The sequence below is a fragment of the Streptomyces sp. NPDC054047 genome (assembly GCF_055585065.1).
Genome location: NZ_JBVJKV010000012.1, coordinates 242,540 through 266,478 on the forward strand (window position 1 = coordinate 242,540; position 23,939 = coordinate 266,478).

Below are 23,939 nucleotides of genomic sequence, written 5' to 3' on the forward strand. Positions count from 1 at the left end.
GGGTGGGCGGACGGTGCCTTGGCCGCTGCGTGGCCCTTGCCGGGTGGGCGGACGGTGCCTTGGCCGCTGCGTGGCCCCTGCCGGGTGGGCGAACGATCCCTGGGCCTCTGCGCGGCCTCCTTGCCGGGTGGGCGGACGGTGCCTTGGCCGCTGCGTGGCCCTTGCCGGGTGGGCGGACGGTGCCTTGGCCGCTGCGTGGCCCCTGACGGGTGGGCGAACGATCCCTGGGCCTCTGCGCGGCCTCCTTGCCGGGTGGGCGGACGGTCCTTGGGCCTCTGCGTGGCCTGGCTGGTGGGCGGATGGTCCTGGGGTCTCTGTGTGGCCTGGCCGGTTCGGCCGGCGGGTCCTGGCCCGCCGCTTCGCGGCGGATTCTCCCCGCCCGCCCACCCGTTCACCCGGCGGCAGATCGTTGCCCACCCGATGCGCCGCGGGGCAATCGGGTGGGTGGGCGGGAAAGATCCGCCGCGAAGCGGCGGCCTTGAAAGCACCCCCGCAATGGCACCCCCGCAATGGCGCCCCCGCAACGGCACCCCCGCAAGGCGCCCCCGCAAAGGCGCCCCCGCAGGGGCGCCAGCCCGCACCCACCCCCGGCAACGGCGTAGCCCGCACCCCCCGGCAGGGGCGTCACCCCGCACCCCCCCCGGCAGGGGGGGCGTCACCCCGCCCCCCGCAGGGGCGTCAGCCGGCGTCCAGGGCTTTCGCCAGGTCAAGCGAGGCCGCAACCCTCGCTGCGACGCTCTCCGCGTACGTCGCATCCGCCCGCTCGAACTGCGTACGGCTCGCCCCCCGCAGGAACGTCACCACCCCCAACGTCCGCCCCCTGCTCCGCAGCACCGCGCACAACGCGTGCACGGAGTCCTCCGGCCACTGCCGGGCCGCCGCCCACTCCCGGGCGCGCTCGGGCGGCGCCGTCCCCGCGCTGGCCCGTACGGAACCCACCCGCTCCACGCACTGCGGGGCCGGGTGGCCCTCCAGATAGCGAACGGGAAGCCCCGCCTTGGCCACCGGCAGGCACGGCCCCGGCGCCCCCGCGGGCGTGGCGGCGGCGCGTACGAGCCGCACCGGGTCCTCGTCACCCGCCACCAAGTCGATCAGCGCATGGTCGGCGAACCCGGCGAGCGCGAAGTCCAGCTGGACCGTGGCCGCCTCCGTCGGGTCCTCGCACTCGCCCGCGGCCCGCGCCGCCCGGTGCAACTGCTGCGAGCGGAAGCGCAGTTGCGCCGCGTCCTGCTCGGTCTGCTTGGCCTCCGTGACGTCCAGGAAGAGCCAGCCGACCCCCAGCGGCACCGGCTCCTCCGCCAGCGGCGACGCGAGCCGCAGAAAGCCGCTGCGCCAGCAACGCCGCTCCGGCTCACCGCTCTCCGTGGCCCGCACGGACACCCACATCTCGGCGGGCGCGGGCGGCGCACCCTCGGCGAGCACATGGCTCAGCGCGCTCTCCAGCTCCTCCACGCCCTGCCCGAGCAACTCCCCGAGAGGGCGCCCCAGCAAGGCCGTACGCCCCATCCCCAGGGCCCGCGCCGCATGTTCGTTCGCCACGGCGGGACGGAGATCGGCGTCGACGAGCACCACACCCCACGACGCGTTCTCGAACAGGGCCTCGCTCAGCGCGATGGACCGCTCCAGGTCGATCTGGGCGTGCACCTCGCTGAACGCGCAGTACACCCCGGAAGGCTTCCCGTCCCCGCCCCGCACGGCCGCGGACTGGGTCCGCACGAGCACCCGCCCGCCGTCCTTCGTCAGGAGCGCGAACTCGTGCACCTGCCGCCCGTGCGCCTCCATGGCCGACAGGAGCCGCGCCTCGACCTCCTCGGCGTCGGCCGTCCGCACCGCCCACCCCGCGAACCCCCGCCGCCCGACGGCCTCCGCCGCCGACCACCCGAGAATCCGCTCGGCCTCACGATTCCAGTGCGTCACCACCCCATCGGCGTCGAACGCGCACAGGGCGGCGTCCATCCCGTCCAGCAATGCCGCGAGCAATTCGGCCCCACCGGGCTCGGGCTCTTCAGGCCCGAGCTCATCGGTGGTTCCGCTACGCCGGGAAGCACTCACCTGGCACCCCCTGCAGGCCGTGTCCTCATGAGCTGCAACTTCTGCGAGTTCCGCGTGTACCGCACGTCAGATCATTGAACTCGAACGTGACGCAGCCCACAGGTACTTCCCGGAAGTTGGACGAAATCGTTGCCCCCAAATGCGAGGAGCGGGGCACGGTGCCCAGAATCAGACGCACGTCCAAAGATTCGCACAAATGGATGGCGGCAAGAGATCCAGCTGCCCGGGAGACGAGTGATCGCTGGCGTCGGCGACGCTACACACGAGGGAGAGCACTCGCTCCTCGGCCACGGCCCGAACCTGTCTCGTCGTACGAGCAGGCCGAGTGATCAGCCCGAGTCATCAAGACCACCAGGTCAAAGGAAGGCGCCCTTCGCCTCCCACTCCATGAGCACGGGCAAGCAGCTCAGAGGGGCCGAGTATCAACACGGCACACTCGCCGGAACCGACGCTCGCGCACACTTGCTCGCCACCTGGGGCAGAGCCTGTGCCTACTGCGGAGCAACCGGCGTGCCCCTGAACATCGACCACGTCCACCCCATCAGCCGCGGCGGCTCCAGCAGGATCTCCCACCTGGTGCCGGCATGCGCCCCCTGCAACCAGGCCAGGGCAGCACACCCGTCGACGTCTTCCTTGCCCACAGGCCGGACCGTCTGGCGGAGATCCTCGCGCAGGCCCGGACGCCTCTGCATGACGCCGCCGTCATGAACTCGACCCGTCGACAGCTCATCGCGGCACTGGGCGTCATCGGCCCGCCCGTGCATGCCTGGCCGGGCGGCCGCACGCATCGGAACCGCATGGCGACGGGGCTCGGCAAGACCCACACCATCGATGCCCTCGCCGTCGGTGACCTGGATCGCGAGCACGGCGGCAGGATCGTCCGGGTGCCTGCTCGCGTTCTGGTCGTGAAGGCCACCGGGCGAGGCTCCTACGCCCGGACCACTCCCGACCGATTCGGCTTTCCCAGGCTTCGACGGCCGCGGGCCAAGCGGCATTTCGGATACGTCACCGGGGATCTCGTACGGGCTTCCGTGACCACGGGAAAATGGGCGGGCACCTGGCACGGACGCATCTCCGTACGGGCCAGGGGGCAGCACAGTCTCACCACGCCGATGGGGCGGATCAACGTCTCTCACCGGAATCTGCGGCTGATTCAGCGTGGCGACGGATACGCCTACGAGACACGGCCGGAGCCCGTATCGCCGGCTTCTCGAAAAACCGGTTGAGCCGAACCGATCCGGTTCCTAGGCTGTGAGGCATCACGGAGAGGAGGTGGTTCGGCAGATGTATGGAAACCGGACGCGTGAGGTGACTGCGGGCTAGTGGCCCGTCGTCGCAACTCGATTTCGGCGCCGGACCAGCACGTGTGATGTGCGTGCGACCGGCCCAATCCCAAGCAGTCACCCGACCCGCGAGCCGCCGGTGAGTCCGGCCGGCTTCCCGCCGTCTCGTACGGCGGGAACCACGGCTCGCGGGTCGTCTGCGTTCCCCCGGGACCAGACCCGCCGGGCCCGTATCCGTATCCGTCAGCCCTTGCTGACCGCCGTCAGGATCTCCGGCAGCCGCCTCGCCACCCTCGGCGCCGCGAGCCGCAGGCCGCCGTAGGTGATCACCGCTCCGTACGCCCCGCCGAGCGGCAGCAGCACCCAGGACCATGAGCTCGACCCCGAGACGTGCAGCCAGATGGTGAAGGCGAGCACCGGGGCGCAGAGCAGGGCCGCGGCGACCATTCCGCCGAAGATCGAGATCCAGGCCAGGCCCGCCTGCCCGGGGGCCACGTTCTTGTAGCCCTCCTGCGGGATCGAGTAGGGGAAGCGCGCCGACGACCAGGCGCCCGTCGCCAGCATCGCGCCGAGCAGGGCGAAGGAGAGGCCGAGCCCCTCCGGCAGGCCGGTCCAGTCGCCGAGCACCGCCGCCGTGACGACCGTCACCAGCGTCGCGTACGGGAGGGTGATCACCAGGAGTGCCAGGGCGCGGGCGCGGAGTTCGATGTAGGCGTCGTACGTCGAGGAGATGGTCATCGCGACCATCCAGAACGCCGACGTGTCCTGGCCGAACTGGTTGTACATCAGGACGCCGAGCATCCCCGCCGCGAAGCACGCGAAGTAGATCGACCCGGTGCCCTGCAGGGCGTTGAAGAGCGGCACGATGAGGCCGATGGCCAGGGACGTGACCCAGGCGGCCTTCGTCTTCGGGTCGCGCCACACGTAGCGCAGGCTGCGCTCCATGACCGTGCCGGTGCGTCCGCCGGGCAGCAGCGCGCCCAGGCCGCGCGTGGAGCGGGCCCTGGTGGGTTCCGCCGCCGCGAGCGTCGAGCCGTCGGGGGTCGTCATCAGGTGGGTGAGGCTGCGCTGCCAGAGGGCGAGCAGGGCGAAGAGGGCGGCGGCGCTCAGGGCGAGTCGGGCGATCCCGGTGGCGTACGAGCCCTCGCTCACCGCGTCGACGGCGGCGATGGCGGAGGCGGGCGGGAGCCAGCCGACGACGTCCGCCGCCGGGTCGAGCCGGGAGAGGCCCGACGAACCGAGCCGCTGCGCACCGAAGTTGACGACCTGCGCGCCGACCGCGATGACCAGGCCGCTCAGAACGGCCAGATCGCGCCCCTTGCGGCTGGTCAGCAGCCGGATATTGGCGGCGGCGACGGTGCGCGCCAGGGCCACGCAGACGAGCAGGGTCAGGGCGATGGCCAGGACTCCGGTGACGGCCGCCGCCGCGCCGTGGGCGAGGGAGATGACCGAGCCGAGGGCGAGGCAGAGGGTGAAGAGCGGCCCGATGCCGACCAGGGACGCCACGAGCAGGGCGCGCACCAGGGGGCGTGGTCGCAGTGGCAGCATCACCAGGCGGGTGGGGTCGAGGGTCTCGTCGCCGCTGGGGAAGAACAGCGGCATCACCGCCCAGCCGAGCGCGAGCACCGCAGTGAGCAGGACGGAGACGGTGGCGGCGTGTTCGTTGCCGCGCAGCGCGATCAGACCGAGGAGCTGGAGGGCGGCGACGAGGAGCGCGGCGACGACGGAGGCGATGTAGGCGGCGCGGCGGCCGGTCGACTGGTGCAGGCCGTTGCGCAGGAGGGAGAGCTTCAGGCGTACGAAGACGGGGGTGATGGAGGGGGCGGGTGCGGGCACGGCCGTGGGTGCCGTGCTCATCGGGTGCCGCCGCCCAGCCAGTCGAGGTGCGATCCGGTGTCGCGGCCGCCCGCGCCGACCAGTTCGAGGAACGCCTGCTGGAGCGAGGGCGCGTCGCCGCGCACTTCGGCGAGGGTGCCCTGGGCGCGGATGCGTCCCGCGGCCATCACGGCGACCCAGTCGCAGAGCGATTCGACGAGTTCCATGACGTGGGAGGAGAAGACGACGGTCGCGCCGGAGGCGGTGTAGCGCTCCAGGACGCCGCGGATGGTCTGCGCGGAGACCGGGTCGACGCCTTCGAAGGGCTCGTCGAGGAAGAGGACTTCGGGGTTGTGGAGCAGGGCCGCGGCGAGGCCGATCTTCTTGCGCATGCCGGTCGAGTAGTCGACGACCAGTTTGTGCTGGGAGCCCGCGAGGTCGAGTACGTCCATGAGCTGGGTGGCCCTCTTGTCGACCTCGTCGCCGGGCAGGCCGCGCAGCCGCCCGGTGTAGGCGAGGAGTTCGCGCCCGGAGAGGCGCTCGAAGAGGCGCAGTCCTTCGGGCAGGACGCCGATGCGGGCCTTGACCTGGACGGGGTCGGACCAGACGTCGTGGCCGACGACCTCGACCGTGCCCCGGTCGGGGCGGAGGAGGCCGGTGACCATGGAGAGGGTGGTGGTCTTCCCGGCGCCGTTCGGGCCGACGAGGCCGATGAACTTGCCCGCGGGGAGGGTGAGATCGATCCCGGCGACGGCGATCTGCTGGCCGAAGGCCTTCCACAGCCCCTGCACCCGTACCGCGGCGGGTGCTTCCGCCGGTGCTGCCTCGGTCACGGTGCCCGCCTTTCGTCGCCGTTTCCGCACGATACGTCGGCGAGGGGGACAGAAGTCGGACGGGCTGGATTTCCAGCCCGTCCGGTGTCTGCGCCCCCGTGATGTCTACCTCCGCGCCTCGCGACCGCAGGCGTACGCCAGCGGCGAGATGATCTCCTCGGCGTCCGGGAGCCACCGGTTGGCCGCGGTGGGGCGGCACGCCCACTGCACCGCGCCGGACGCGCCGAAGCGGGTCGGCGGGGCCGCCACGTACGCCCCCTCGCCCAGGGTCAGGAGGTCGATCGCGGCCGGCGGCCAGCCCAGCTTGCGGACGAGGTCGGGGACCTTCGCGGTGGCGCCGGGCAGGACGAAGAACTGCATGCGGCGGTCGGGCGTGCAGGTGACGGGACCGAGCGTCAGCTCCATCCGTTCCATGCGGGCGAGGGCGAGGAACCCGGCCGTCTCGGGCACGTCGATGGCGTCGAACGTGCGGCCCGTGGGCAGCAGGATCGACGACTTCGGCTGCTTGTTCCACAGCCGCCGTGCGACGGTCGCGCTCCCCGTCGCCTGTGTCGCCCAGTCCTCGCGCGCCGGGTGCGAACCGGGCGTCGTGCACGCGGTGTCACCGCACGAGCAGATTTCGGCCCCCTCGACGGACTCGAGCCACGTCCCCGGGAACACGTCCCAGTGGCGCTCTTCCGCGTATCGCACGGCCGTGTCCAGCAAGGATTCTCCGCGCTGCTTCGGGATGTGCGCGGCTGACGTGACTCCCATGGTCTCTTCCACGGACTTCTCAACTCCGCCCGACACCTACGGTTACGGCTGTCGCGTGCGCGGGGGCGGAGCATCGATCCTGCATGTGGGGCGCATGGGTGCACGGGCGGGGGCGCGCATGGGGAATGGGTTCCATGTGCGGGTAGCCAAGTGTGAGGCACTCCGAAGAAGCCCAGTTACTGACTTATCGTCCGTTTGTGGTGCATCTTCCGTTTGTTCCAAGGGCATTGATCATCTGGGGTGGCTGATTCCGGCCCCTCCGTCCAGATGAACCACGGTGCACATCAGGGGGTACGCCATGGCCGCAAGGCCGCTCGTCGCGCGGCAGCCCAATGAAAGGCTGCAGGCACTCATTCAGGAAGCGGGTTGCTCGAACGCGGGCCTGGCCCGCCGGGTCAACATGTGCGGCGCGGAGCACGGTCTCGATCTGCGCTACGACAAGACATCGGTCGCCCGGTGGCTGCGCGGTCAGCAGCCGCGCGGCAGGGCGCCCGGCATCATCGCCGAGGCCCTCGGCCGCAAGCTGGGCCGGACCGTCACGATCGACGAGATCGGCATGGCGAACGGCAAGAACCTCGCCTCCGGTGTCGGACTTCAGTTCTCGCCCACCGTGCTGGGCGCCATCGAGCAGGTCTGCGAGCTGTGGCGCAGCGACGTGGGGCGGCGGGACTTCCTCTCCGGCTCGTCCGTCGCCTCGTCGGCGCTCGTCGAGCCGAGCCGCGACTGGCTGATCTCGTCCCCGGACGCGCAGGTCGGCCGGATGGCCGGGCCGCGGGTGGGGCTCTCCGACGTGGCGGCGGTGCGGGCCATGACGGAGGCGCTGACGCAGCTGGACCACCAGTACGGCAGCGGGCACGTGCGGCCGGTCGTCGTGCACTACCTGAACAGCGTGGTGTCGGGGCTGCTCGCCGGGTCGTACCGCGAGGCGGTGGGGCGCGAACTGTTCGCCGCCGTCGCGCGGTTGACGGAGCTCGCCGGGTACATGGCGGTGGACACGGGCCAGCCGGGCCTGGCCCAGCGCTACTACATCCAGGCGCTGCGGCTCGCGCAGGCGGCGGGCGACCGGGGGTACGGCGGCTATGTCCTGGCCGCGTCCATGAGCCACCTCGCGGCCCAGCTGGGAAATCCGCGGGAGATCGCGCAGTTGGCGCGGGCGGCCCAGGAGGGGACGCGCGGGCGGGTCACCCCGCGCGCGGAGGCCATGTTCTACGCCGCCGAGGCGAGGGGGCACGCGCTGCTCGGGGACGGCCGTTCGACGCAGGTCGTGGCGGGCCGTGCGGTCGAGGCGATGGACCGGGCGTCCGGGGAAGCGGGTTCCGGCGACGATCCGGTGTGGATCCGGCACTTCGACCATGCGTATCTGGCCGATGAACTGGCTCATTGTCACCGTGACTTGGGGCAGGCCGACGCGGCGGCGCGCAGCGCGCAGGAGTCCCTCGCGGGGCACCCGGAGACGCGGGCGCGGCGCCGGGCGATCGGCCTGGTCCTGCTCGCCACGGCGCAGGTGCAGCGGCGGGACGTCGAGCAGGCGTGCCACACGGGTCTGAAGGCGGTCGAACTGCTCGGAACGCTGCGCTCGAACCGCGGAGCCGAGTATCTGGAGGACTTCCAGCAGCGCCTCGAGCCGTACCGCGAGGAGCCGGTGGTAAGGGAGTTCGGGGCGCGGATGGACGTCCAGGCGGCGTGAAGGGGCGCGGGATCGGGTGCGTGAAGGGTTTGTGATGTGTGTCGCGCACCGGTGAACGTGGCCCGTCCCGGCCCTGTCCGCACCGTGAACGGCCAACTCCCGTACGCGTCCGGTCCTTCCCGGTGACGTAAACAGCGTTTCGCGGAGAGCTTTTGTTACTTCCGCGATTGAAGCGGTGTCGGAGGTTTGAGCTGCGTGGCAGACGACTGTGGCGACCCGGTAGCGTGAGCCGACGGTTCCGTAGGTCCCCCATTCGTAGGAGTCCCGGTGACGCAGCAGAGCGGGCAGGGCCCCGCTTCCTCCGATCCGCATCCCGCGGACCGGCACGCGCACGAAGGCATCGTGCTGCCTGCCGACGGAAGCGAGCCCTTGATGCCCGGCACCACCGGCGACCAGGTGGCCCCCGCGGGCGGCAGCCCCTGGGGCCAGCCGTGGGGCCCGGCCCCGACGGAGCCGCCGCCCGGCTCCGGCCAGCCGTGGGACCCCGCGGCGGGACAGCAGCAGGCGCACGGCGCTGGCACCCCGCTGCCCGCCGAGGGCGCACCGCAGCAGGGCTATGCGCAGGACCCCTCGTACGGTGCTTCGTACGGCGCCTCCTATGGGGCACAGCCTTCGGACGCCTCGTACGGCGGGCAGCCATCGGGCGCCCCGTACGGCCAGCAGGCTCCCGGCGCCGCGTACGGCGGCCAGGCGGCGCAGGACCCCTTCTACGGCACGCAGGGCGCGGGTGCGCCGTACGCGGGACAGCCCCAGGGCGGGCCGTACGCGGGCCACGCGCAGGGCGGCCAGCACGCGGGGCAGCCCGCCGCCGACGGGCCCTACGCGGGACCGGGCGGCGCCCATGCGGGCCAGCCCTCTGGTGGCGCGCACGCGAGACAGCAGGCGGGCGGCGCCCACGCGGGGCAGCCCGCCGACTCCGGGTATCCGGCTCAGCAGGGGCAGCCGCTCCCGCAGACCGGTCAGGCCGGTCAGGCCGGGGGTGCCGGGCAGCTTCCGCCCGCCGCCCAGGCCGGCCAGCTTCCCCCCGGCGGCTCCGGTGCCGCCGCGCCGCTGCCGCCCGTCGCGGGGGGTCTGGCGCCGCTGCCGCCCGCCGCCGCGGGTGACGCGGACGCGACGCAGTACATACCCGCGACGCCCGGCGCCGGAGCAGGCGTCGACGAAGGCGCCACGCAGTACATACCTCCCGTGGCCCCCGGCGCCCTGCCGCCCGAGGCGCCCGCGGGGGAGTCCACGCAGTTCCTGGGGCGCACGCCCATGCCGGGCGCGCCCATGCCCCCCGAGGCCGGTTCCGACAACGAGCCCACGCAGTTCATCGCCCCCGTGCCCGCCGAGCCCGGCAAGGCACCCTTCGGGATTCGGCCCGGCGCCCCCGGCGACCGGCAGCCGCCCGCCGAGTTCGACAGCCTCTTCCGTACCGAGCAGTCGGAGCCCGAAGGCCCCGCATCGACGCAGCAGATGCCCCGCTTCGAGCCGCCGCAGCCCGCGGGGCACGGCCAGGGCGACGGCGGGGGCCGGGCCGCGCGCCGCGCCGCGGCCGCCGCTCCGCAGCGTGGCGGGGGCGGCCGCACCGGGTCGAAGGTGCCGCTCTTCGCGGCCGTCGGTGTCGCCATCGCGCTGATCGGCGTCGGCGCGGGTGCCCTGCTCGGCGGCGGCGGTGACGAGGAGAAGGACAGTCCCAAGACCGTCTCCGACTCCGCGCCGTCCGACGAGAAACCCTCGCCCTCCGTCGACCCCGCCAAGGAGCAGGCCGTCGCCCTGGACAAGCTCCTCGCGGACAGCAACAACAGCCGTGCCTCGGTGATCGTCGCCGTACGCAACGTAGGAAAGTGCGCCGACCTCGGTAAGTCGGCCACCGATCTGCGCAACGCGGCCAAGCAGCGCAACGGCCTGGTCACGCGCCTCTCGACCCTCTCCGTGGACAAGCTCCCGGCCAACGCCGAGCTGACCGCGTCGCTCACCAAGGCCTGGAAGGCGTCGGCATCGGCCGACAACCACTACGCCGCGTGGGCCGGCCAGGTAGCGGGCAAGAAGGGCTGCAAGAAGGGCCACGCCCGCACGACGTCGCACGCGGTCGCCGCGAACAAGGCGAGCGGCGAGGCGACCACGGCCAAGCAGGAAGCGGCCGGGCTGTGGAACACCATCGCCACCCGGTACGGGCTCACCACCCGCGACAAGTCGCAGCTGTAGGACGGGAGCGCGCCTGGAGCGGGGTCATCTCACCCGCTCCAGGGTCCTGGAGACGTTCACGAACCCCTTGCGCGCCGGTACCAGGCGGCCGTCCCGCACCTCCTGGAACGTGACGTCGGCGTTGACCAGGCGCGGGAAGTCGCTCGCCGCGAGCATGTCCTTGAAGCGCCAGCTCAGGGTGGGCGTGAGCCCGCCCGTCTCGACCTCGAGCCCGTCGTCGAGGGCCCGCCGCAGCGTCCGCGCGGAGACCTCGCCGCCGTCGAGCGACTCGACGGCCTGCTTCAGGACGGTGTAGGCGATCCACGTCGTCTGCACGCCCGCGTCCGTGGGGTCGACCCGGTTGTCGCCGAAGGCCTGCTGGCGGATGGCCTCGCGCATCTCGCGCCAGCGGGCGTCGCTGGCCGCCGGGTACCAGCCGGTGACGTAGGCGCCTTCGTACGGTCCGTTGCCGCCGCCCGTGCGGTCGATGAGGGACTGGTCGACGCTGCCGAGCACCGAGGAGATCTTCGCGGTCGGGTACGCGTCCTCGGTCCGCCGGTAGGAGTCGTAGAACGTGTCCGTGCGCTCGCCGAGCGCCGCCGTCACACAGCCGCCGGTGCCCGCGCGTTCCAGCGCCTGCTCGGCCTGCCTGGTGAAGTCGGTGCCGTCCTCGGGCGCCCGGATGTCGGAGGAGGGCTTGCTGTGGCCCTCGGCGAGGCCCGCGTCCAGGAGCTTGGGGAGGTCGTCGCCGGCGATGGTGTCGGGGCGTACGAGGGAGACGCGCTCGCAGCGGGCGGCGAGCTGGCGGCCGATGCCCGCCATCAGCGAGGGCTCGCCGCCGTTGACGGGGTACGACAGGGGGCTGCTGAACTCCTCGTCGGTGACGCCGTAGCCGCCTATGTAGGGGATGCCGGCGACCTGGAGCGGGGAGAGGAAGGACTGGCCGTGCTGGCTGTAGGAGCCGACGACGGCCGCGACCTCCAGGTCGACCGCCTTGCGGGCGCAGTCGGCGGCGCCCACCGGGTCGTTGTGGTCGTTGCAGGTGACGACCTTGAGCTTGCGGCCGTCGAGCCCGCCGTTCGCGTTGACCCAGCGCGCGTAGGCCTGCGCCATCGCGGGGATGCCGGGCTTGTTGGTCGCCTTGGTCTTCTCGGGGGCCCAGGTCATGACGGTCACGGGGTCCTCCCTGGATCCCCCCGTGGATCCAGGGACGACCCCGCACGCGGTGGCCAGGGACGCACACACCGCCACCAGGGCGGCCGCGCCGAGCGTTGCGGTCTTGGAGGGGCGGGGGAGGCGGGGAAGCAAGGTGCGTCGCGAGACGGGCATGGTCATGCACGATTCCGGCGCAGTGCCAACCAAGGAGTGACGCGTTCTCAACGCATGGTGACAAGAAGGTGAATGGCAGGGGCCGATTCAGCCGCCTGAAGGGGGAACGTACGATCGATGACCGTGCAAGGTTCGGAGAACTCTTCCCGTCGTGGTCGTCGCTCAAGCACCATGGGCGGCATGCCGACGAACGACATGCCGTGGTGGCGCTGGCGCAGCAATGTGCGCTCGGCGCTGCACATGCTCTCCGACCCGGGGTTCCAGCGTGAGTGCTGGCTCTCCGGGCGCGACGAGTACGGGGACGTGACCGACGCCGTCTACCGACTGGTCGAGGACACGTGGCTCGACAACTGGTCCGCCGAGAAGTACGTGGGGACGATCTTCCGCGATGCGGAGGAGGCGGCCCTGGTCGACGCTGCCGTGCTGCGGGTCCTGCGGATCATGCACGAGGTGGGGCCGGACGCTCTGGTGTCCGCCTATCTCGACCACCCCGGGTGGCCGGAGGCGGTCCTCGCGGCGCGGGAAGCGCATGTGCGGCTCTCCGTCAGCGACGGCGAGGAGCCCGACGTGCAGCCGCGGACGCTCGAGGTGCTGCGGATCATGACGCGGGCCTAGCGCCCCTCGCGCCGGCCGGTCCGCCCTGCGGAACGGCGGACCGCGGCGGGTGCCGGTTGTGGGAACCTTGTGTGCATGAACGAGCCGTCCGTCGCCGCGTCCGCCGACCCCGCTGAGCAGTACGTCCTCACCCTCTCGTGCCCGGACAAGCAGGGCATCGTGCACGCCGTGTCGAGTTATCTCTTCATGACCGGGTGCAACATCGAGGACAGCCAGCAGTTCGGCGACCACGACACCGGACTCTTCTTCATGCGCGTCCACTTCTCGGCGGAGCCGCCGGTGACGGTGGAGAAGCTGCGGGCGAGCTTCGCGGCGATCGGCGACTCCTTCCACATGGACTGGCAGCTGAACCGCGCCGACGACAAGATGCGGGTCGTCCTGCTCGTGTCGAAGTTCGGGCACTGCCTGAACGACCTGCTGTTCCGCTCGCGGATCGGCGCGCTGCCGGTCGAGATCGCGGCGGTCGTCTCCAACCACACGGACTTCGCCGAGCTGGTCGCCTCGTACGACGTGCCCTTCCACCACATCCCGGTGACCAAGGACAACAAGGCGCAGGCCGAGGCGCAGTTCCTGGAGCTCGTGCGCGCGGAGAACGTGGAGCTCGTCGTCCTCGCCCGCTACATGCAGGTGCTCTCGGACGACCTCTGCAAGCAGCTCAGCGGCCGGATCATCAACATCCACCACTCCTTCCTGCCGAGCTTCAAGGGCGCGAAGCCGTACCACCAGGCGCACGCGCGCGGTGTGAAGCTGATCGGCGCGACCGCGCACTATGTGACGGCGGACCTCGACGAGGGCCCGATCATCGAGCAGGAGGTCGAGCGAGTCGCCCACGACGTCACGCCGAACCAACTGGTCGCGATCGGCCGCGACGTGGAATGCCAGGCGCTCGCACGGGCCGTGAAGTGGCACGCGGAGCGCAGGATTCTGCTGAACGGGCGCCGGACGGTCGTCTTCGCCTGACCGAGGGCCCGGACCCGGATCGCTGACCGGGCCGGGGCTACATCCGGCTCAGTGACGCCGCCGCGAACAGCACGTCCCTGATCGCCTCGCGGTCTCCCTTCTGCCCCGCCGCCGCCTCCTCCGGCGAAACGTGGCCAGCGGCCAGGCGGCAGAACTCGACGCCGTCCAGCGCGACATGGGCCACCTCACGGTCCGCCGACGCGCTGGCGCCGGGGGAGTCGAGCGGGATGAACCATTCGCCGCCGCCCATGCCCTCGACCTCGAGGCGCAGGCTCCGGCCCGGAGCGCCCGCCGCCACCAGGCCGCGCGACGGCGCCGCGAGCCCCGAGCGGCGGCGCTCGGCGAGCGTGCCGGGCAGCAGCCGGGCGGCGAGGTCGATCATGCGGTGCAGATGGCGCGGGGACGGCGGCTCGTACGGATAGTCCACCGCCTCCGCGATGTCGCCCGCGTGGATCCAGCACTCGAAGGCGCGGTCGAGCATCGAGTCCCGCAGCGGCAGTTCGACGCGGCGGCCCTGCTCGTCCGGGGCGCCGTACGGGACGGTGAGGCCGCCGGAGCCGGAGCCGTGCGCGCCGCCCGCGGTGAAGGACACCGTGCGGATCAGCTCGTGGGTCTGCTCGCGCCAGGGGCCGCGCACCGCGCGCGTGGGCGGGAAGTACGAAGCGCGCCAGTACGCCTCGGTGCGGCGGCCCGGGTCGGACTGCGGCGGTGCCTCCCTGCCCAGCGGGTCGTCGAGGCCGAGGGCGATCGCGACCAGGCCGTCCACGGCGAGGAGATGGGCGATCACGCCGGCCACCGTCGTCTTGCGGCTGACGGGGCTGTCCTCGTCGAACCACCGCAGGCGCACCGGGGCGTGCCACTCCGATTCGCCGATGTCCCGCAGGAGCGCGTCGAGCCGTGCGGTCTCCGCGTCGTACGGAACGGCCCACTCGGGCACGGGGATACGCGGCGGGCGTCGCCCGAGGCAGTTCTCGATGACGCGGTTGCGCAGGCCCGGGTCGAGGTCGAGGCTCTCCTCCTGGTGCAGCAGGCCCACCGCGTCGCGCAGCCGCAGGGCCTCTTCCGCGCAGGGGCCGCAGTGGCCCAGGTGCTCCTCGACGGCGATGGCCTCCTCGACCGAGCAGGCGGCGAGCGCCCAGGCCCCTAGGAGGGACTTCAGGACGCGGTGGTCGAGGGCGAGGGGAGGGTCGGGCAAGGGGTTGCCGGTGTCCTCTATGGAGGTGCGGGGCAGCGGTATGCGAGGCGGCCGCCGGGCATGCTGCTGCTCGCCCCGGGCATCACGGTCGTCTCGACCGTCCCGGGCATCCCGCTCGCCCCGGCCCTGGGCGCCGTCGCCGGGCCCCGGACCGTCGCCGTTCTCCGGGCGGTCCGGTTCCTCGAACGGTTCGTGCCGGTCGGGCCCCGTCACAGCACTCTCCCGTAACCACGGGGCGGGCCCGACGAGGGGTGCGGCTCGACGGGGCCCGCCGCGTCGTTCGCGGTGGAGAGCAGCTGGAGGCCCAGGCGGAGGCGGCGGCGCGCCTCGTCCTCCGTCACGCCGAGGTCGGCGGCCGTCTGGCGGTAGTCACGCCGCTGGAAGTAGGCGAGTTCGAGGGCGGCGCGCAGGGGAGCGGGCATGGCCGTGACGATGTAGTCCGCGCGGGCGGCGGCCGACGCGCGGCGCACCTTGCGCTCCAGGTCCTCCGTGGTGCCCTCGCCGCCGCGGGCCAGGGCGGCGGACTCGGTCTGGCGAAGGCGCCGGACGGCCCGCTGGTGGGTGAGCGTGGCGACCCAGGAGCGCAGGGGGCCCTGCTTGGGGTCGTACGCGTCGGGGTTCTCCCAGATGTGGGCGAAGACCTCGCGGGTGATCCGGTCGGCGGCGTCCTCGTCGCCGAGCACGCGGTGGGCGAGGCCGTGCACGAGCGAGGCGAAGCGGTCGTACAGCTCCCCGAGCGCGGCCGCCTCCCCGTGCGCCAGTCGCTGCTGCATGCGGCGGTCCCAGCGGCGCGGCGCTTCCTTCGCCATGCGGCCCCCTCTGCGCGTGCCGTTCCTTGCCCGTCCCGATCGCCGGGCGAAGCCCGCCCCCGATCGGAACCCTCCATCGAATGTAGTCGCCACCACCGACAATGCATTGCCTTTGAGGCAAAGTGCGCCTCCGTCCGGCCTCGGGTGATAGGGAACTGCGTTCCTGGTGTTTCATGGACAGGAGGTGGGGCAGCCGCGATGTACGCAGGAAGCGTAAGGAAGGCTTCCGCATAGGCGGGGCGAGCTACGAGCGAGCGGTTTCAGCGAGCGAGAGGCGTGCGAGTGACGCTGCAGGTGGCCGTGGACGAGCAGGACGGCTGGGCCGTGCTGCGGGTGTCCGGCGAAATGGACCTCGTGACCTCGCCCGTCGTGCGCCAGCGCGTGCACGACGCGGTGGCCGACGGCCGCCACAGCCTCGTCCTCGACCTCTCCGACGTCCTCTTCTGCGACTCCAGCGGCGTCGGCGTGCTGATCGCCACACGCCGTCTGTTCCGTTCCTGTCAGGGCCGGTTGCGCCTGATACTGCCCGCCAAGGGCGCCGAGGACGGCTCCCACGTGAACCGCGTCCTCGCGGCCCTCGGCGTACGCAGGCTCTTCGAGGTCTTCCCGGACGTGGCGGCGGCGGTGGACGACGAAGCCGTGCCGCTCTCGGCGTGAGGCACGAAGCGTGACGCATGACGCCCGGCACTCTGGAGACCCGGAAGATCACCAAGGGCGGACTCCTGGTACAACCTCTCTTGTTCCGGTCTTGGCACAAGCGTCGGCTTCCCGCCTCCGGGCGGTCGCCGAACACGTACGCTCGCTGGCAGAGACACCAGGGAACCCCCTGTGCACACGCACCCAACCGCAGAAGTGAGGCGGCCCGAACACCATGGACAGTGCCGAGTACGAGCGTAAGATCGCGGCCCGTTTCGCCACCTTCGACCAGGACGGCAACGGCTACATCTCCCGTGAGGACTTCAGCACGGCGGCCGCCGCCCTGCTCACCGAGTTCGGCGCCACGGCACGCTCCGAGAAGGGACAGGCCCTCTACATCGGGGCCGAGGCCTTCTGGCAGGGCATGGCGGGGATCGCCGACCGTGACGGCGACCAGCGGATCACCAAGCCGGAGTTCGTGGGCGGCGCGGTGAAGCGCCTGCGGGACAACACGGACCGGTTCGCCGAGATCGCGCGGCCGTTCCTGGACGCCGTGATCGCCGTGGCGGACGGCGACGGCGACGGTTCGGTCAGCCCCGAGGAGGTCGGGCGCGTCCTGAAGGCCCTCGGTGTCCCCGAGGACATCGCGAGCGCCGCGGGCGGTTCGCTCGACACCGACGGGGACGGGCGGGTGACGGAGGCGGAGATCGTCGCGGCGTTCGCGGCGTACTTCACCGTTCCCGAGTGACGACTCGCGGGAGCGGCCGGGTGAACTAGCCCCGCGTGAACCGCTCCCGCAGCTTGTACTTGAGCACCTTGCGCAGTGTCTCGTTGCGGGGAAGGGCCTCCACCACCTCCAGTTGCTCCGGCAGCTTGTACGTGGAGAGTCCTTCCCCGCGCAGATACGCGGTCACCGACTCCAGCGTCAGGTGCCCCGCCCCGGGCCGCTGCTCGATCACCGCGCAGACCCGCTCGCCCCGTTCGGGGTCCGGGAGGCCGATCACCGCCGCGTCCCCCACGGCCGGGTGCCGGTGGAGCAGGTCCTCGATCTCCTTGGCGGAGATGTTCTCGCCCTTGCGGATGATGATGTCCTTGGCCCGGCCGGTCAGGACCAGGTGGCCGGACGCGCGCACGTGCCCCAGGTCGCCCGTGATCAGGAAGCCGTCCGCGTCGAAGACCCCGGCGCTCTGCACGGGGTCCAAGTACCCCTGGCAGACGGCCTCCCCGCGCAGCCGCACCTCGCCGTCGACCCCGGCGGGCACCTCCTTGCCCTCGGCGTCCGTGATCCGGATCTCCATCCCCGGCGGCGGCATCCCTTCCGTCGTCGCCAGGTTCTCGGCGGTGTCGTCCGGCGCGCCCATGGTGATCATCGGCACCTCGGTCATGCCGTACCCGTGGGTGAGACGGCAGCCCATCTCGCGTACGACCGCGTGATAGATCTCCGGCGGCTTCGGCGCCCCGCCGCCCGCCAGGAGACGCAGGGTCGGGATGAGCTTCTCGCCCGGCGGCAGCTTGCGCTGCTCGGCCAGGAACATCGAGTAGAACGCGGTCGACCCGCCCGCCACCGTCACGCCGTGCCGCCGGTAGCCCGCCAGCGCGTCCGGCAGCGCGAAGTGCTCGAACATGACCGCGGGGAAGCCGTACAGGAGCAGCATCACCGTGTAGTCGGGGCCCGCGATGTGCGCGAAGGGGAACGCCATCGAGCCGACGTCGTCCGCCGAGAGGTGCAGCGCGTGCGCGAGGCACGAGCCGCCCGCGATCAGTGAACGGTCCGTGTGGAGCACGCCCTTGGGATCGGACGTCGTGCCCGAGGTCCAGTAGATCCAGCGCACGGACGTGCCGTCGGAGGGCGGCGCGGGCAGCACGGACGGATCGGCGTCCGGCAGGTCCTCGTACGCGTACGCCTGGAAGACGCCCCGTGCGCCGAGCCGTCGCGCCATCTCGGTGTGGTCGAAGCCGCGCCACACCCCCGGCACGAAGAAGTACTCGGCCTTCGACTCCCGCAGGGCGAAGCCGACTTCGCGGTCGCGGTAGAAGGGGATGACCGGCGACTGGACCGCGCCGATGCGGGCGAGCGCGAAGGAGAGCAGGGCGGTCTCGACGCGGGTCGGCAGCTGCCAGGCCACGACGGTGCCGGGGCGCACGCCCATCTCGTACAGCCCGGCGGCCACGCGCTCGCAGCGGTCGCGCAGTTCACCGAAGGTCAGCGCCCGGTCGTCGGCCGGATCGGCCGCGGCCTGGAGGAGGACGGGGGCGTCGGGCGTGAGCGCGGCGCGGCGCTCGACGAGCTCCCAGAGGGTGCGGGACGCTCCCAGGTCGTAGGCGGTCTCGTGCTCCGAGGTCCTCATGCGATCCCCTCATGGCCGGCCCTGAACTGACGGGCAGTCAGATCGTGCCGAGAGCGTAAGGCTCACCGGCTTGTCGGTCCAGGGGTGCGGGGCTAGCCTGCCAACCGGCGGGCCATCTGACGGACCATCAGCTGACCCGGAGGAGTTGGAGAGACGACCGGAGGGAAGGGCCTGACGTGGACCTCACGTACACGGAGGAGGAGGAGTCCTTCCGGGCCGGGCTGCGCACGTGGCTGGCCCGGACACTGCCCCAACTCCCGCCCCGCCCCGACCCGTTGGACTGGCCGGGGCGCCGCGCCTACGACATGGGGTGGCAGCGCAGGCTGTACGACGCCGGGTACGCGGGCCTGCACTGGCCCGTCGACGCGGGCGGACGGGGGGCGACCCCCACCCAGCACCTCATCTTCCTGGAGGAGACGGAGAAGGCGGGCGCGCCCTACGTGGGGGCGAACTTCGTCGGGCTGCTGCACGCGGGCCCCACCATCGCCTCCGAGGGGACGGCCGGGCAGCGCGCCCGGTGGCTGCCGCCGGTGCTGCGCGGCGACGAGGTGTGGTGCCAGGGGTTCAGTGAGCCGGACGCGGGCTCCGACCTCGCGTCGCTGCGCACGCGCGCGTGGCGGGACGGCGACGACTACGTGGTGAGCGGGTCCAAGATCTGGACCTCGCACGCGGAGGTCGCCGACTGGTGCGAACTCCTCGTGCGGACGACGCCCGTGAGCCAGGACGTGCCCAAGCACCGCGGCATCACCTGGCTCGCGATGCCCATGGACGCCCCCGGGGTCACCGTCCGCCCGCTGCGCACGCTCGCCGGATCGACCGAGTTCGCCGAGGTGTTCCTCGACGAGGTGCGGGTGCCGGTCGCCAACCGCGTGGGCGCGGAGGACGACGGCTGGCGCGTGACGATGGTGACGCTGTCCTACGAGCGCGGGACGGCCTTCGTGGGGGAGGTCGTCGCCTGCCGCCGGGTCCTGGGCGAGCTGGCCCGCGAGGCCCGCAAGAACGGGCGCTGGGACGACGCGGTGCTGCGGCGCAGGCTCGGCAGGCTGAGCGCGGAGTTCGGGGCGCTGTGGCGCCTCACGCAGTGGAACGTGAGCGAGTCGCAGCGGGCGGGGGGCGGGGTGCCGGGGGTCGGCGGGTCCGTCTTCAAGCTGCGGTACTCGCACGCCCGCCAGGAGCTCTACGAGGCGGCGGGCGAGGTTCTCGGCGCGGGCGCCCTCGACCTGGGCCACGAGTGGACCCTGGACCGGCTCTCCTCCCTCTCGTACACGATCGCCGCCGGGACCTCGCAGATCCAGCAGAACATCGTGGCCGAGCGGATACTCGGCCTCCCGAAGGGGCGGTGAGGGGTCGCAATGGACTTCCAACTCACGGAGGATCAGCGGGCGTTGAGGGGCGGGGTGCGGGAGCTCCTGGAGGGGCGGTTCGACGCGGCCGCGCTGCGGGGGGCGGCGGACTCCAAGGCCCCCGCCCTCGACCGGGCCCTGTGGCGGGAGCTGGGGGACGTCGGGTTCTTCTCGCTGGGGGTGCCGGAGGCGGAGGGCGGGGTCGGACTCGGGCTTGAGGAGGCCGTGTTGGTCTTCGAGGAGGCGGGGCGGGCGCTGCTTCCCGGGCCGCTGGTGGCCACGTTCCTCGCGGCGCGCGACGTCGAGGGCGCGGCCCAGGGGGCGACCGTGGTGACGGCCGTCTCCGGAGGGCTCGTCCCCTGGCTGGAGGAGGCGGACGTGGTCCGGGGGGATGTCTCCGGGGCCGTTGCCCTGCGGTCCGTCGACCCGCTGACGCCACTGCACCGGGTGTCCGGCGACGGCGGTGAGGGTGGCGAGGGCGGCGGGGCGGCAGCGGAGGCGGACCTGCTGTACGCCGCCGAGCAGCTCGGCAGCGCCGGCAGGACCTGCGACATGGCCGTCCGGTATGCCCGTGAACGTACGCAATTCGGGCAGGCCATCGGAGCCTTCCAGGCCGTCAAGCACCTCTGCGCGCAGATGCTCGTCCGCACCGAGGTCGCCCGCGCCGCCGTGTACGCCGCGTCCGTCACCGGTGACGCACAGGAGATCGCGGGGGCCAAGCTGCTCGCCGACGACGCGGCGGTGCGGGGCGCGCGGGACTGCCTTCAGGTGCACGGCGGGATGGGGTTCACCTGGGAGGCCGACGTGCACCTGCACCTGAAGCGGGCCTGGGTGCGGGCGGTGCTCGGGCAGTCGGCGCCGCGTGCGGAGGAGGAGCTGGCGGCGGCCCTGTGAGGCCCGTGGGGTCCTTGGTGCGGCGGAACCGCCCTGGGGCGGATGTGCGGAGAGTGATCGACTTGCCGGGTTCCCGAAGTGGGGGGAGGCTACTGAGCGTCGATACCGGGTTGTGTCCTAGGCGTGACTCGTCACGGCACGGAGTCGGGCTTCCGCTCCGGTACCTTGTGTGAGATGCGAGTGGTTCTGAGGTCGAGCCATGCCGGTGTTGCCCCTGAGGCGGCGCCGGGCCCGGCGATGCGTACCGTTCGCAGTGCAGGAAGGGGCTGTATGCCCGCCTGTTCGACCCCCCGCAGCGCGCGTCGCACAGTATGCCGCACGCGTACTCCTTCGCGCTGGAATATGCCTGAAGCGCTTGTTGGGGTGACTGAACGTCAACCATGCTGTCTCTCAAGGGGATCACGTTCCGTGACCCTGTGGAGTCGCGAGGCGATGTGTCCGCCGGTTCGGATGGTGTGAGCGGTGCAGGTGCTTCAAGTTCAGCTGGAGGTCAGGCCCGACCCCGCAGAGGTGGGGCGGGCCCGGAGGTGGGCGCGTTCACGGCTCGCCTGCTCCGGCATAGAGGTCGATGAGCCACTGGCCGAGACGCTGATCCTGCTGATCTCGGAACTGGTCACCAACGCGGTGGTGCACACCGGCTGTCCGGCCGTGCTGCGCATGCGGCTGCCGGACGTCCTGGACGCCGCCGAGGAGGAGGCCGGTGCCGCGGGAGCGGGTCCCGGCACGGTCCGCGTCGAAGTCGCCGACACCAGTGCGCGGCCGCCGAGGCCGCGGCACGCGGAGGGCGACGACACCAACGGCCGCGGCCTCGAACTCGTCGACGGCCTCGCCGACCGCTGGGGCTGGCAGGCCGAAGGTACGGGCAAGAGCATCTGGTGCGAGGTGGACCGGTGCGAGCCGGGGGTCGAGGCGGTCGCGTTCGACGGGACGACGTACGAAGACGTCGCGTACGAGGCGGTCTGAACCCCGCACGCCGGCACCGGGCGCCCGTATGCGCCGTCACGTGCCACGGTGCGCGGCCGTGCGCGGTCCGAACAAAAGCGGCATAATTCATTAATCACCGGACGGGTGTTGACGTACCGTGTCCGATTGATCACGCTTGTGTGCAGCGATTCGCCGCGAGGGGACGTCGAGGGACGGTGGCCTGTGGGTCCGGTCCTCGGCGAGATGTGGGTCGCCGACGGCGTCGGTCCCTTCGTGGCCGAAAGGGCAGGACTTGTGCGCCGGAGCCGGATGGCGGCGCGTGCGGCAGCGCGCTCGGGGCGGGAGCCGGGGCGCCGCCATCCGAACTCACAGCACCGCGACCGGGGCCACCGGCGTTCCCGTGCCGCCGGTGAACGGCTCGGGCATCGCGGAGAGCAGGAAGCCGTAGCGGGAAAGTTCTGCACAGGCTGTGGACAACTTTTCGAGATTCCAGTTCTGGCCCTGCAGCATCCCCATCTCCACCAGGTCGAGCGCGTGTACGGGCAGCCAGAGGTTCTCGATCTCGGGCGGGAAGATCTCGAAGGTCAGGGTGTCGTTGGCGACAGCCGCGACATCGCGCGCGTGGAACCACTCCGGGGTGCGGACCGACAGGCCGGGGGACGGATAGCCGTACGCGTGCTTGTCGCCCGCCAGGTAGGTCTGGATCTGTCCGGTGCGCACGAGGACGATGTCGCCGGCGCGGACGGTGAGCCCCGCGAACTCCTCCGCCTCCGCGAGGTCTTCGGGCGTCACCGCGTGGTCGCCGGGCAGCCGGTCGACGCCCTTGGCGCGGGCCACGTCGAGCAGGACCCCGCGCGAGACCACGTGCGCCACCTTGTCGATGCCGCTGAACCGGGCGCCGGTGTGGGCGGTGATGGTGTCCGCGGGGCGGCCGTTGTAGATCTTTCCCGAGTGTGAGGCGTGGGTCAGGGCGTCCCAGTGGGTGGCCGCCTGCAGGCCCATCGTGACGGCGTCGTCGCTGGTGGCGATGGTGCCGGGGCCGAAGAGCTCCTGGTTGATCTGCACCATCGTGTGGAGGGGATTGATCCGGCCGGGTATCAGGCCGGTCTGGACGCCGTCCTCCTTGAGGGCCAGTGCGAGCGGGATGCGACGGCCGGTGCGGACGGTGGCGGCGGCCTCGCGGACGACCTCGTCGGTGATCAGGTTGAGTGTGCCGATCTCGTCGTCGGAGCCCCAACGGCCCCAGTTGTTCACACGTTTGGCGATGTCGTGGAACTCGGGTGGCAGCGACATGAGTCCTCCCTGGGGCTTGTCTTCGGGTATCTGACGGGTCATAGAATCTAACGGACCGTCAGAAACCGCGGGAAGGGGCCGGACGTGGGGAACTTCTTGGCAGGCAAGGTGGTGGCCGTGACCGGTGCCGGGCGCGGCATCGGCAAGGCCGTCGCGCTCGCCGCCGCAGCCGAGGGCGCGAAGGTCGTCGTGAACGACTACGGCGTCTCCATGGAGGGTGCCGAGCCGACCAGTGAGATAGCCGACGGCGTGGTCAAGGAGATCCAGGCGGCGGGCGGTGAGGCCGTCGCCGTCGCCGACGACATCTCGACCATGGCGGGCGGGCAGCGGATCGTGGACGTCGCGCTCGCCGAGTTCGGGCGCATCGACGGAGTGGTGTGCGTCGCCGGCATCCTGCGCGAGCGGATGCTCTTCAACATGTCCGAGCAGGAGTGGGACCCGGTGGTCGCCACCCACCTGAAGGGCACGTTCACCGTCTTCAGGGCCGCGTCGGCGGTCATGCGCAAGCAGGGCACGGGCACGCTGATCGGCTTCACCAGCGGCAACCACCAGGGGTCGGTCGCGCAGGCCAACTACAGCGCGGCCAAGGGCGGGATCATCTCGCTGGTGCGGAGCGCGGCGCTGGGCCTGAACAAGTACGGGGTGACGGCGAACGCGGTGGCGCCCGTCGCGCGGACGCGGATGTCGGCCAACGTGCCCATGGAGCTGAAGGAGATCGGGGAGCCGGAGGACGTGGCCGCGCTCGTCACGTATCTGCTGAGCGACCGCGCCCGGGAGGAGAAGATCACCGGGCAGGTCTACACGGTCGCGGGGCCGAAGATCGCCGTATGGGCGCAGCCGCGTGAGCTGCGGGCGGGATACGTGGAGGGCGGCTGGACGCCCGAGAAGATCGCCGACTTCCTGCCGGGGACGGTGGGGGTCGACCCGATGCCGATGCTGGCGCAGCTGGAGGCGATGGCGAAGGCCGCCGCCGCCAAAGACCGGCCGAACGCGTAGGCGGGGCG

21 protein-coding genes are annotated in these 23,939 nt (G+C 72.1%); 12 read left to right on the top strand and 9 right to left on the bottom strand.

The features are described 5' to 3' along the window. Window positions 1-678: 678 nt before the first annotated feature. Window positions 679-2,052 carry a PAS domain-containing protein gene (locus tag ACZ6ZP_RS35140; RefSeq protein WP_366462298.1) on the bottom strand — a complete coding sequence of 458 codons (1,374 nt, stop codon included), beginning with the start codon at window positions 2,050-2,052 and terminating at the stop codon, window positions 679-681. A 387-nt stretch (window positions 2,053-2,439) separates the two neighbouring features. Here ACZ6ZP_RS35140 and ACZ6ZP_RS35145 point away from each other — a divergent pair, with 387 nt between their 5' ends. Both ACZ6ZP_RS35145 and ACZ6ZP_RS35150 read left to right on the top strand, forming a co-directional pair. Continuing rightward, window positions 2,440-2,760: an HNH endonuclease gene (locus ACZ6ZP_RS35145; RefSeq protein WP_469409844.1), complete on the top strand. Its 321-nt coding sequence runs from the start codon at window positions 2,440-2,442 to the stop codon at window positions 2,758-2,760. After that, window positions 2,757-3,278, top strand: coding sequence for a hypothetical protein (locus ACZ6ZP_RS35150; protein ID WP_469409846.1), 522 nt, complete (start codon window positions 2,757-2,759; stop codon window positions 3,276-3,278). Before ACZ6ZP_RS35145 ends, ACZ6ZP_RS35150 begins: the two co-directional genes overlap by 4 nt. Before the next feature lie 300 nt (window positions 3,279-3,578). Here the strand turns inward: ACZ6ZP_RS35150 and ACZ6ZP_RS35155 are convergent, their stop codons facing one another. From ACZ6ZP_RS35155 to ACZ6ZP_RS35165, 3 genes are all read right to left on the bottom strand, one after another. Further along, entirely contained in the window at window positions 3,579-5,192 is a 1,614-nt protein-coding gene (locus tag ACZ6ZP_RS35155; RefSeq protein ID WP_351162667.1) for a transporter, read from the bottom strand. Next, entirely contained in the window at window positions 5,189-5,983 is a 795-nt protein-coding gene (locus tag ACZ6ZP_RS35160; protein ID WP_351162669.1) for an ABC transporter ATP-binding protein, read from the bottom strand. Before ACZ6ZP_RS35160 ends, ACZ6ZP_RS35155 begins: the two co-directional genes overlap by 4 nt. A gap of 105 nt (window positions 5,984-6,088) precedes the next feature. Further along, window positions 6,089-6,736, bottom strand: coding sequence for a bifunctional DNA primase/polymerase (locus ACZ6ZP_RS35165; protein WP_351162671.1), 648 nt, complete (start codon window positions 6,734-6,736; stop codon window positions 6,089-6,091). 298 nt (window positions 6,737-7,034) lie between these two features. Between ACZ6ZP_RS35165 and ACZ6ZP_RS35170 the strand changes: the two genes are divergently transcribed. Then, window positions 7,035-8,423 carry a transcriptional regulator gene (locus ACZ6ZP_RS35170; RefSeq protein ID WP_351162673.1) on the top strand — a complete coding sequence of 463 codons (1,389 nt, stop codon included), beginning with the start codon at window positions 7,035-7,037 and terminating at the stop codon, window positions 8,421-8,423. Between the two features lie 267 nt (window positions 8,424-8,690). Beyond that, on the top strand, window positions 8,691-10,610 hold the full coding sequence (locus tag ACZ6ZP_RS35175) for a DNA polymerase III subunit gamma/tau domain-containing protein (RefSeq protein WP_469409852.1): 1,920 nt from the start codon (window positions 8,691-8,693) through the stop codon (window positions 10,608-10,610). Between the two features lie 24 nt (window positions 10,611-10,634). On the opposite strand, the gene ACZ6ZP_RS35180 is transcribed toward ACZ6ZP_RS35175, so the two are convergent. Continuing rightward, window positions 10,635-11,918, bottom strand: coding sequence for an ABC transporter substrate-binding protein (locus ACZ6ZP_RS35180; RefSeq protein ID WP_383819140.1), 1,284 nt, complete (start codon window positions 11,916-11,918; stop codon window positions 10,635-10,637). 117 nt (window positions 11,919-12,035) lie between these two features. Between ACZ6ZP_RS35180 and ACZ6ZP_RS35185 the strand changes: the two genes are divergently transcribed. Continuing rightward, window positions 12,036-12,533, top strand: a complete 498-nt coding sequence (locus ACZ6ZP_RS35185; protein WP_351162677.1) for an SCO4402 family protein — start codon at window positions 12,036-12,038, stop codon at window positions 12,531-12,533. A gap of 75 nt (window positions 12,534-12,608) precedes the next feature. Continuing rightward, the gene (gene purU / locus ACZ6ZP_RS35190) at window positions 12,609-13,493 is read left to right on the top strand and encodes a formyltetrahydrofolate deformylase (protein WP_351162679.1); all 885 of its coding nucleotides are present in this window, start codon (window positions 12,609-12,611) and stop codon (window positions 13,491-13,493) included. A 37-nt stretch (window positions 13,494-13,530) separates the two neighbouring features. Here the strand turns inward: purU and ACZ6ZP_RS35195 are convergent, their stop codons facing one another. After that, window positions 13,531-14,901: a maleylpyruvate isomerase mycothiol-dependent enzyme family protein gene (locus ACZ6ZP_RS35195; RefSeq protein WP_361466134.1), complete on the bottom strand. Its 1,371-nt coding sequence runs from the start codon at window positions 14,899-14,901 to the stop codon at window positions 13,531-13,533. Further along, entirely contained in the window at window positions 14,898-15,497 is a 600-nt protein-coding gene (locus tag ACZ6ZP_RS35200; protein WP_351162683.1) for a sigma-70 family RNA polymerase sigma factor, read from the bottom strand. The genes ACZ6ZP_RS35195 and ACZ6ZP_RS35200 overlap by 4 nt, the downstream gene beginning before the upstream one ends. Before the next feature lie 282 nt (window positions 15,498-15,779). On the opposite strand from ACZ6ZP_RS35200, the gene ACZ6ZP_RS35205 reads away from it, so the two are divergent. Continuing rightward, window positions 15,780-16,154, top strand: coding sequence for an STAS domain-containing protein (locus ACZ6ZP_RS35205; RefSeq protein ID WP_249589292.1), 375 nt, complete (start codon window positions 15,780-15,782; stop codon window positions 16,152-16,154). Between the two features lie 214 nt (window positions 16,155-16,368). Then, on the top strand, window positions 16,369-16,881 hold the full coding sequence (locus tag ACZ6ZP_RS35210) for an EF-hand domain-containing protein (protein ID WP_351162685.1): 513 nt from the start codon (window positions 16,369-16,371) through the stop codon (window positions 16,879-16,881). A gap of 25 nt (window positions 16,882-16,906) precedes the next feature. Here the strand turns inward: ACZ6ZP_RS35210 and ACZ6ZP_RS35215 are convergent, their stop codons facing one another. Further along, the gene (locus ACZ6ZP_RS35215; protein WP_351162687.1) at window positions 16,907-18,481 is read right to left on the bottom strand and encodes an AMP-binding protein; all 1,575 of its coding nucleotides are present in this window, start codon (window positions 18,479-18,481) and stop codon (window positions 16,907-16,909) included. Window positions 18,482-18,657: 176 nt separating this feature from the next. Here ACZ6ZP_RS35215 and ACZ6ZP_RS35220 point away from each other — a divergent pair, with 176 nt between their 5' ends. The 3 genes from ACZ6ZP_RS35220 (at window position 18,658) to ACZ6ZP_RS35230 (ending at window position 21,681) form a co-directional block, all read left to right on the top strand. Continuing rightward, window positions 18,658-19,824, top strand: coding sequence for an acyl-CoA dehydrogenase family protein (locus ACZ6ZP_RS35220; RefSeq protein ID WP_469409858.1), 1,167 nt, complete (start codon window positions 18,658-18,660; stop codon window positions 19,822-19,824). A gap of 9 nt (window positions 19,825-19,833) precedes the next feature. Further along, on the top strand, window positions 19,834-20,718 hold the full coding sequence (locus ACZ6ZP_RS35225) for an acyl-CoA dehydrogenase family protein (RefSeq protein WP_383819149.1): 885 nt from the start codon (window positions 19,834-19,836) through the stop codon (window positions 20,716-20,718). Between the two features lie 462 nt (window positions 20,719-21,180). Then, the gene (locus tag ACZ6ZP_RS35230; protein WP_351162693.1) at window positions 21,181-21,681 is read left to right on the top strand and encodes an ATP-binding protein; all 501 of its coding nucleotides are present in this window, start codon (window positions 21,181-21,183) and stop codon (window positions 21,679-21,681) included. Window positions 21,682-22,008: 327 nt separating this feature from the next. Here the strand turns inward: ACZ6ZP_RS35230 and ACZ6ZP_RS35235 are convergent, their stop codons facing one another. Then, on the bottom strand, window positions 22,009-22,935 hold the full coding sequence (locus ACZ6ZP_RS35235; protein ID WP_351162695.1) for a cyclase family protein: 927 nt from the start codon (window positions 22,933-22,935) through the stop codon (window positions 22,009-22,011). An 84-nt stretch (window positions 22,936-23,019) separates the two neighbouring features. Between ACZ6ZP_RS35235 and ACZ6ZP_RS35240 the strand changes: the two genes are divergently transcribed. Next, window positions 23,020-23,931: an SDR family oxidoreductase gene (locus ACZ6ZP_RS35240; protein ID WP_351162697.1), complete on the top strand. Its 912-nt coding sequence runs from the start codon at window positions 23,020-23,022 to the stop codon at window positions 23,929-23,931. Window positions 23,932-23,939 lie beyond the last annotated feature (8 nt).

Excerpts from the sequence above, each read along its gene's own strand:
- ACZ6ZP_RS35145 (WP_469409844.1), top strand. The coding sequence starts at position 2,440 with ATGAGCACGGGCAAGCAGCTCAGAGGGGCCGAGTATCAACACGGCACA.
- ACZ6ZP_RS35150 (WP_469409846.1), top strand. The coding sequence starts at position 2,757 with ATGAACTCGACCCGTCGACAGCTCATCGCGGCACTGGGCGTCATCGGC.
- ACZ6ZP_RS35155 (WP_351162667.1), bottom strand. The coding sequence starts at position 5,192 with ATGAGCACGGCACCCACGGCCGTGCCCGCACCCGCCCCCTCCATCACC.
- ACZ6ZP_RS35165 (WP_351162671.1), bottom strand. The coding sequence starts at position 6,736 with ATGGGAGTCACGTCAGCCGCGCACATCCCGAAGCAGCGCGGAGAATCC.
- ACZ6ZP_RS35170 (WP_351162673.1), top strand. The coding sequence starts at position 7,035 with ATGGCCGCAAGGCCGCTCGTCGCGCGGCAGCCCAATGAAAGGCTGCAG.
- ACZ6ZP_RS35180 (WP_383819140.1), bottom strand. The coding sequence starts at position 11,918 with ATGCCCGTCTCGCGACGCACCTTGCTTCCCCGCCTCCCCCGCCCCTCC.
- ACZ6ZP_RS35185 (WP_351162677.1), top strand. The coding sequence starts at position 12,036 with ATGACCGTGCAAGGTTCGGAGAACTCTTCCCGTCGTGGTCGTCGCTCA.
- purU (WP_351162679.1), top strand. The coding sequence starts at position 12,609 with ATGAACGAGCCGTCCGTCGCCGCGTCCGCCGACCCCGCTGAGCAGTAC.
- ACZ6ZP_RS35200 (WP_351162683.1), bottom strand. The coding sequence starts at position 15,497 with ATGGCGAAGGAAGCGCCGCGCCGCTGGGACCGCCGCATGCAGCAGCGA.
- ACZ6ZP_RS35210 (WP_351162685.1), top strand. The coding sequence starts at position 16,369 with ATGGACAGTGCCGAGTACGAGCGTAAGATCGCGGCCCGTTTCGCCACC.
- ACZ6ZP_RS35215 (WP_351162687.1), bottom strand. The coding sequence starts at position 18,481 with ATGAGGACCTCGGAGCACGAGACCGCCTACGACCTGGGAGCGTCCCGC.
- ACZ6ZP_RS35225 (WP_383819149.1), top strand. The coding sequence starts at position 19,834 with ATGGACTTCCAACTCACGGAGGATCAGCGGGCGTTGAGGGGCGGGGTG.
- ACZ6ZP_RS35235 (WP_351162695.1), bottom strand. The coding sequence starts at position 22,935 with ATGTCGCTGCCACCCGAGTTCCACGACATCGCCAAACGTGTGAACAAC.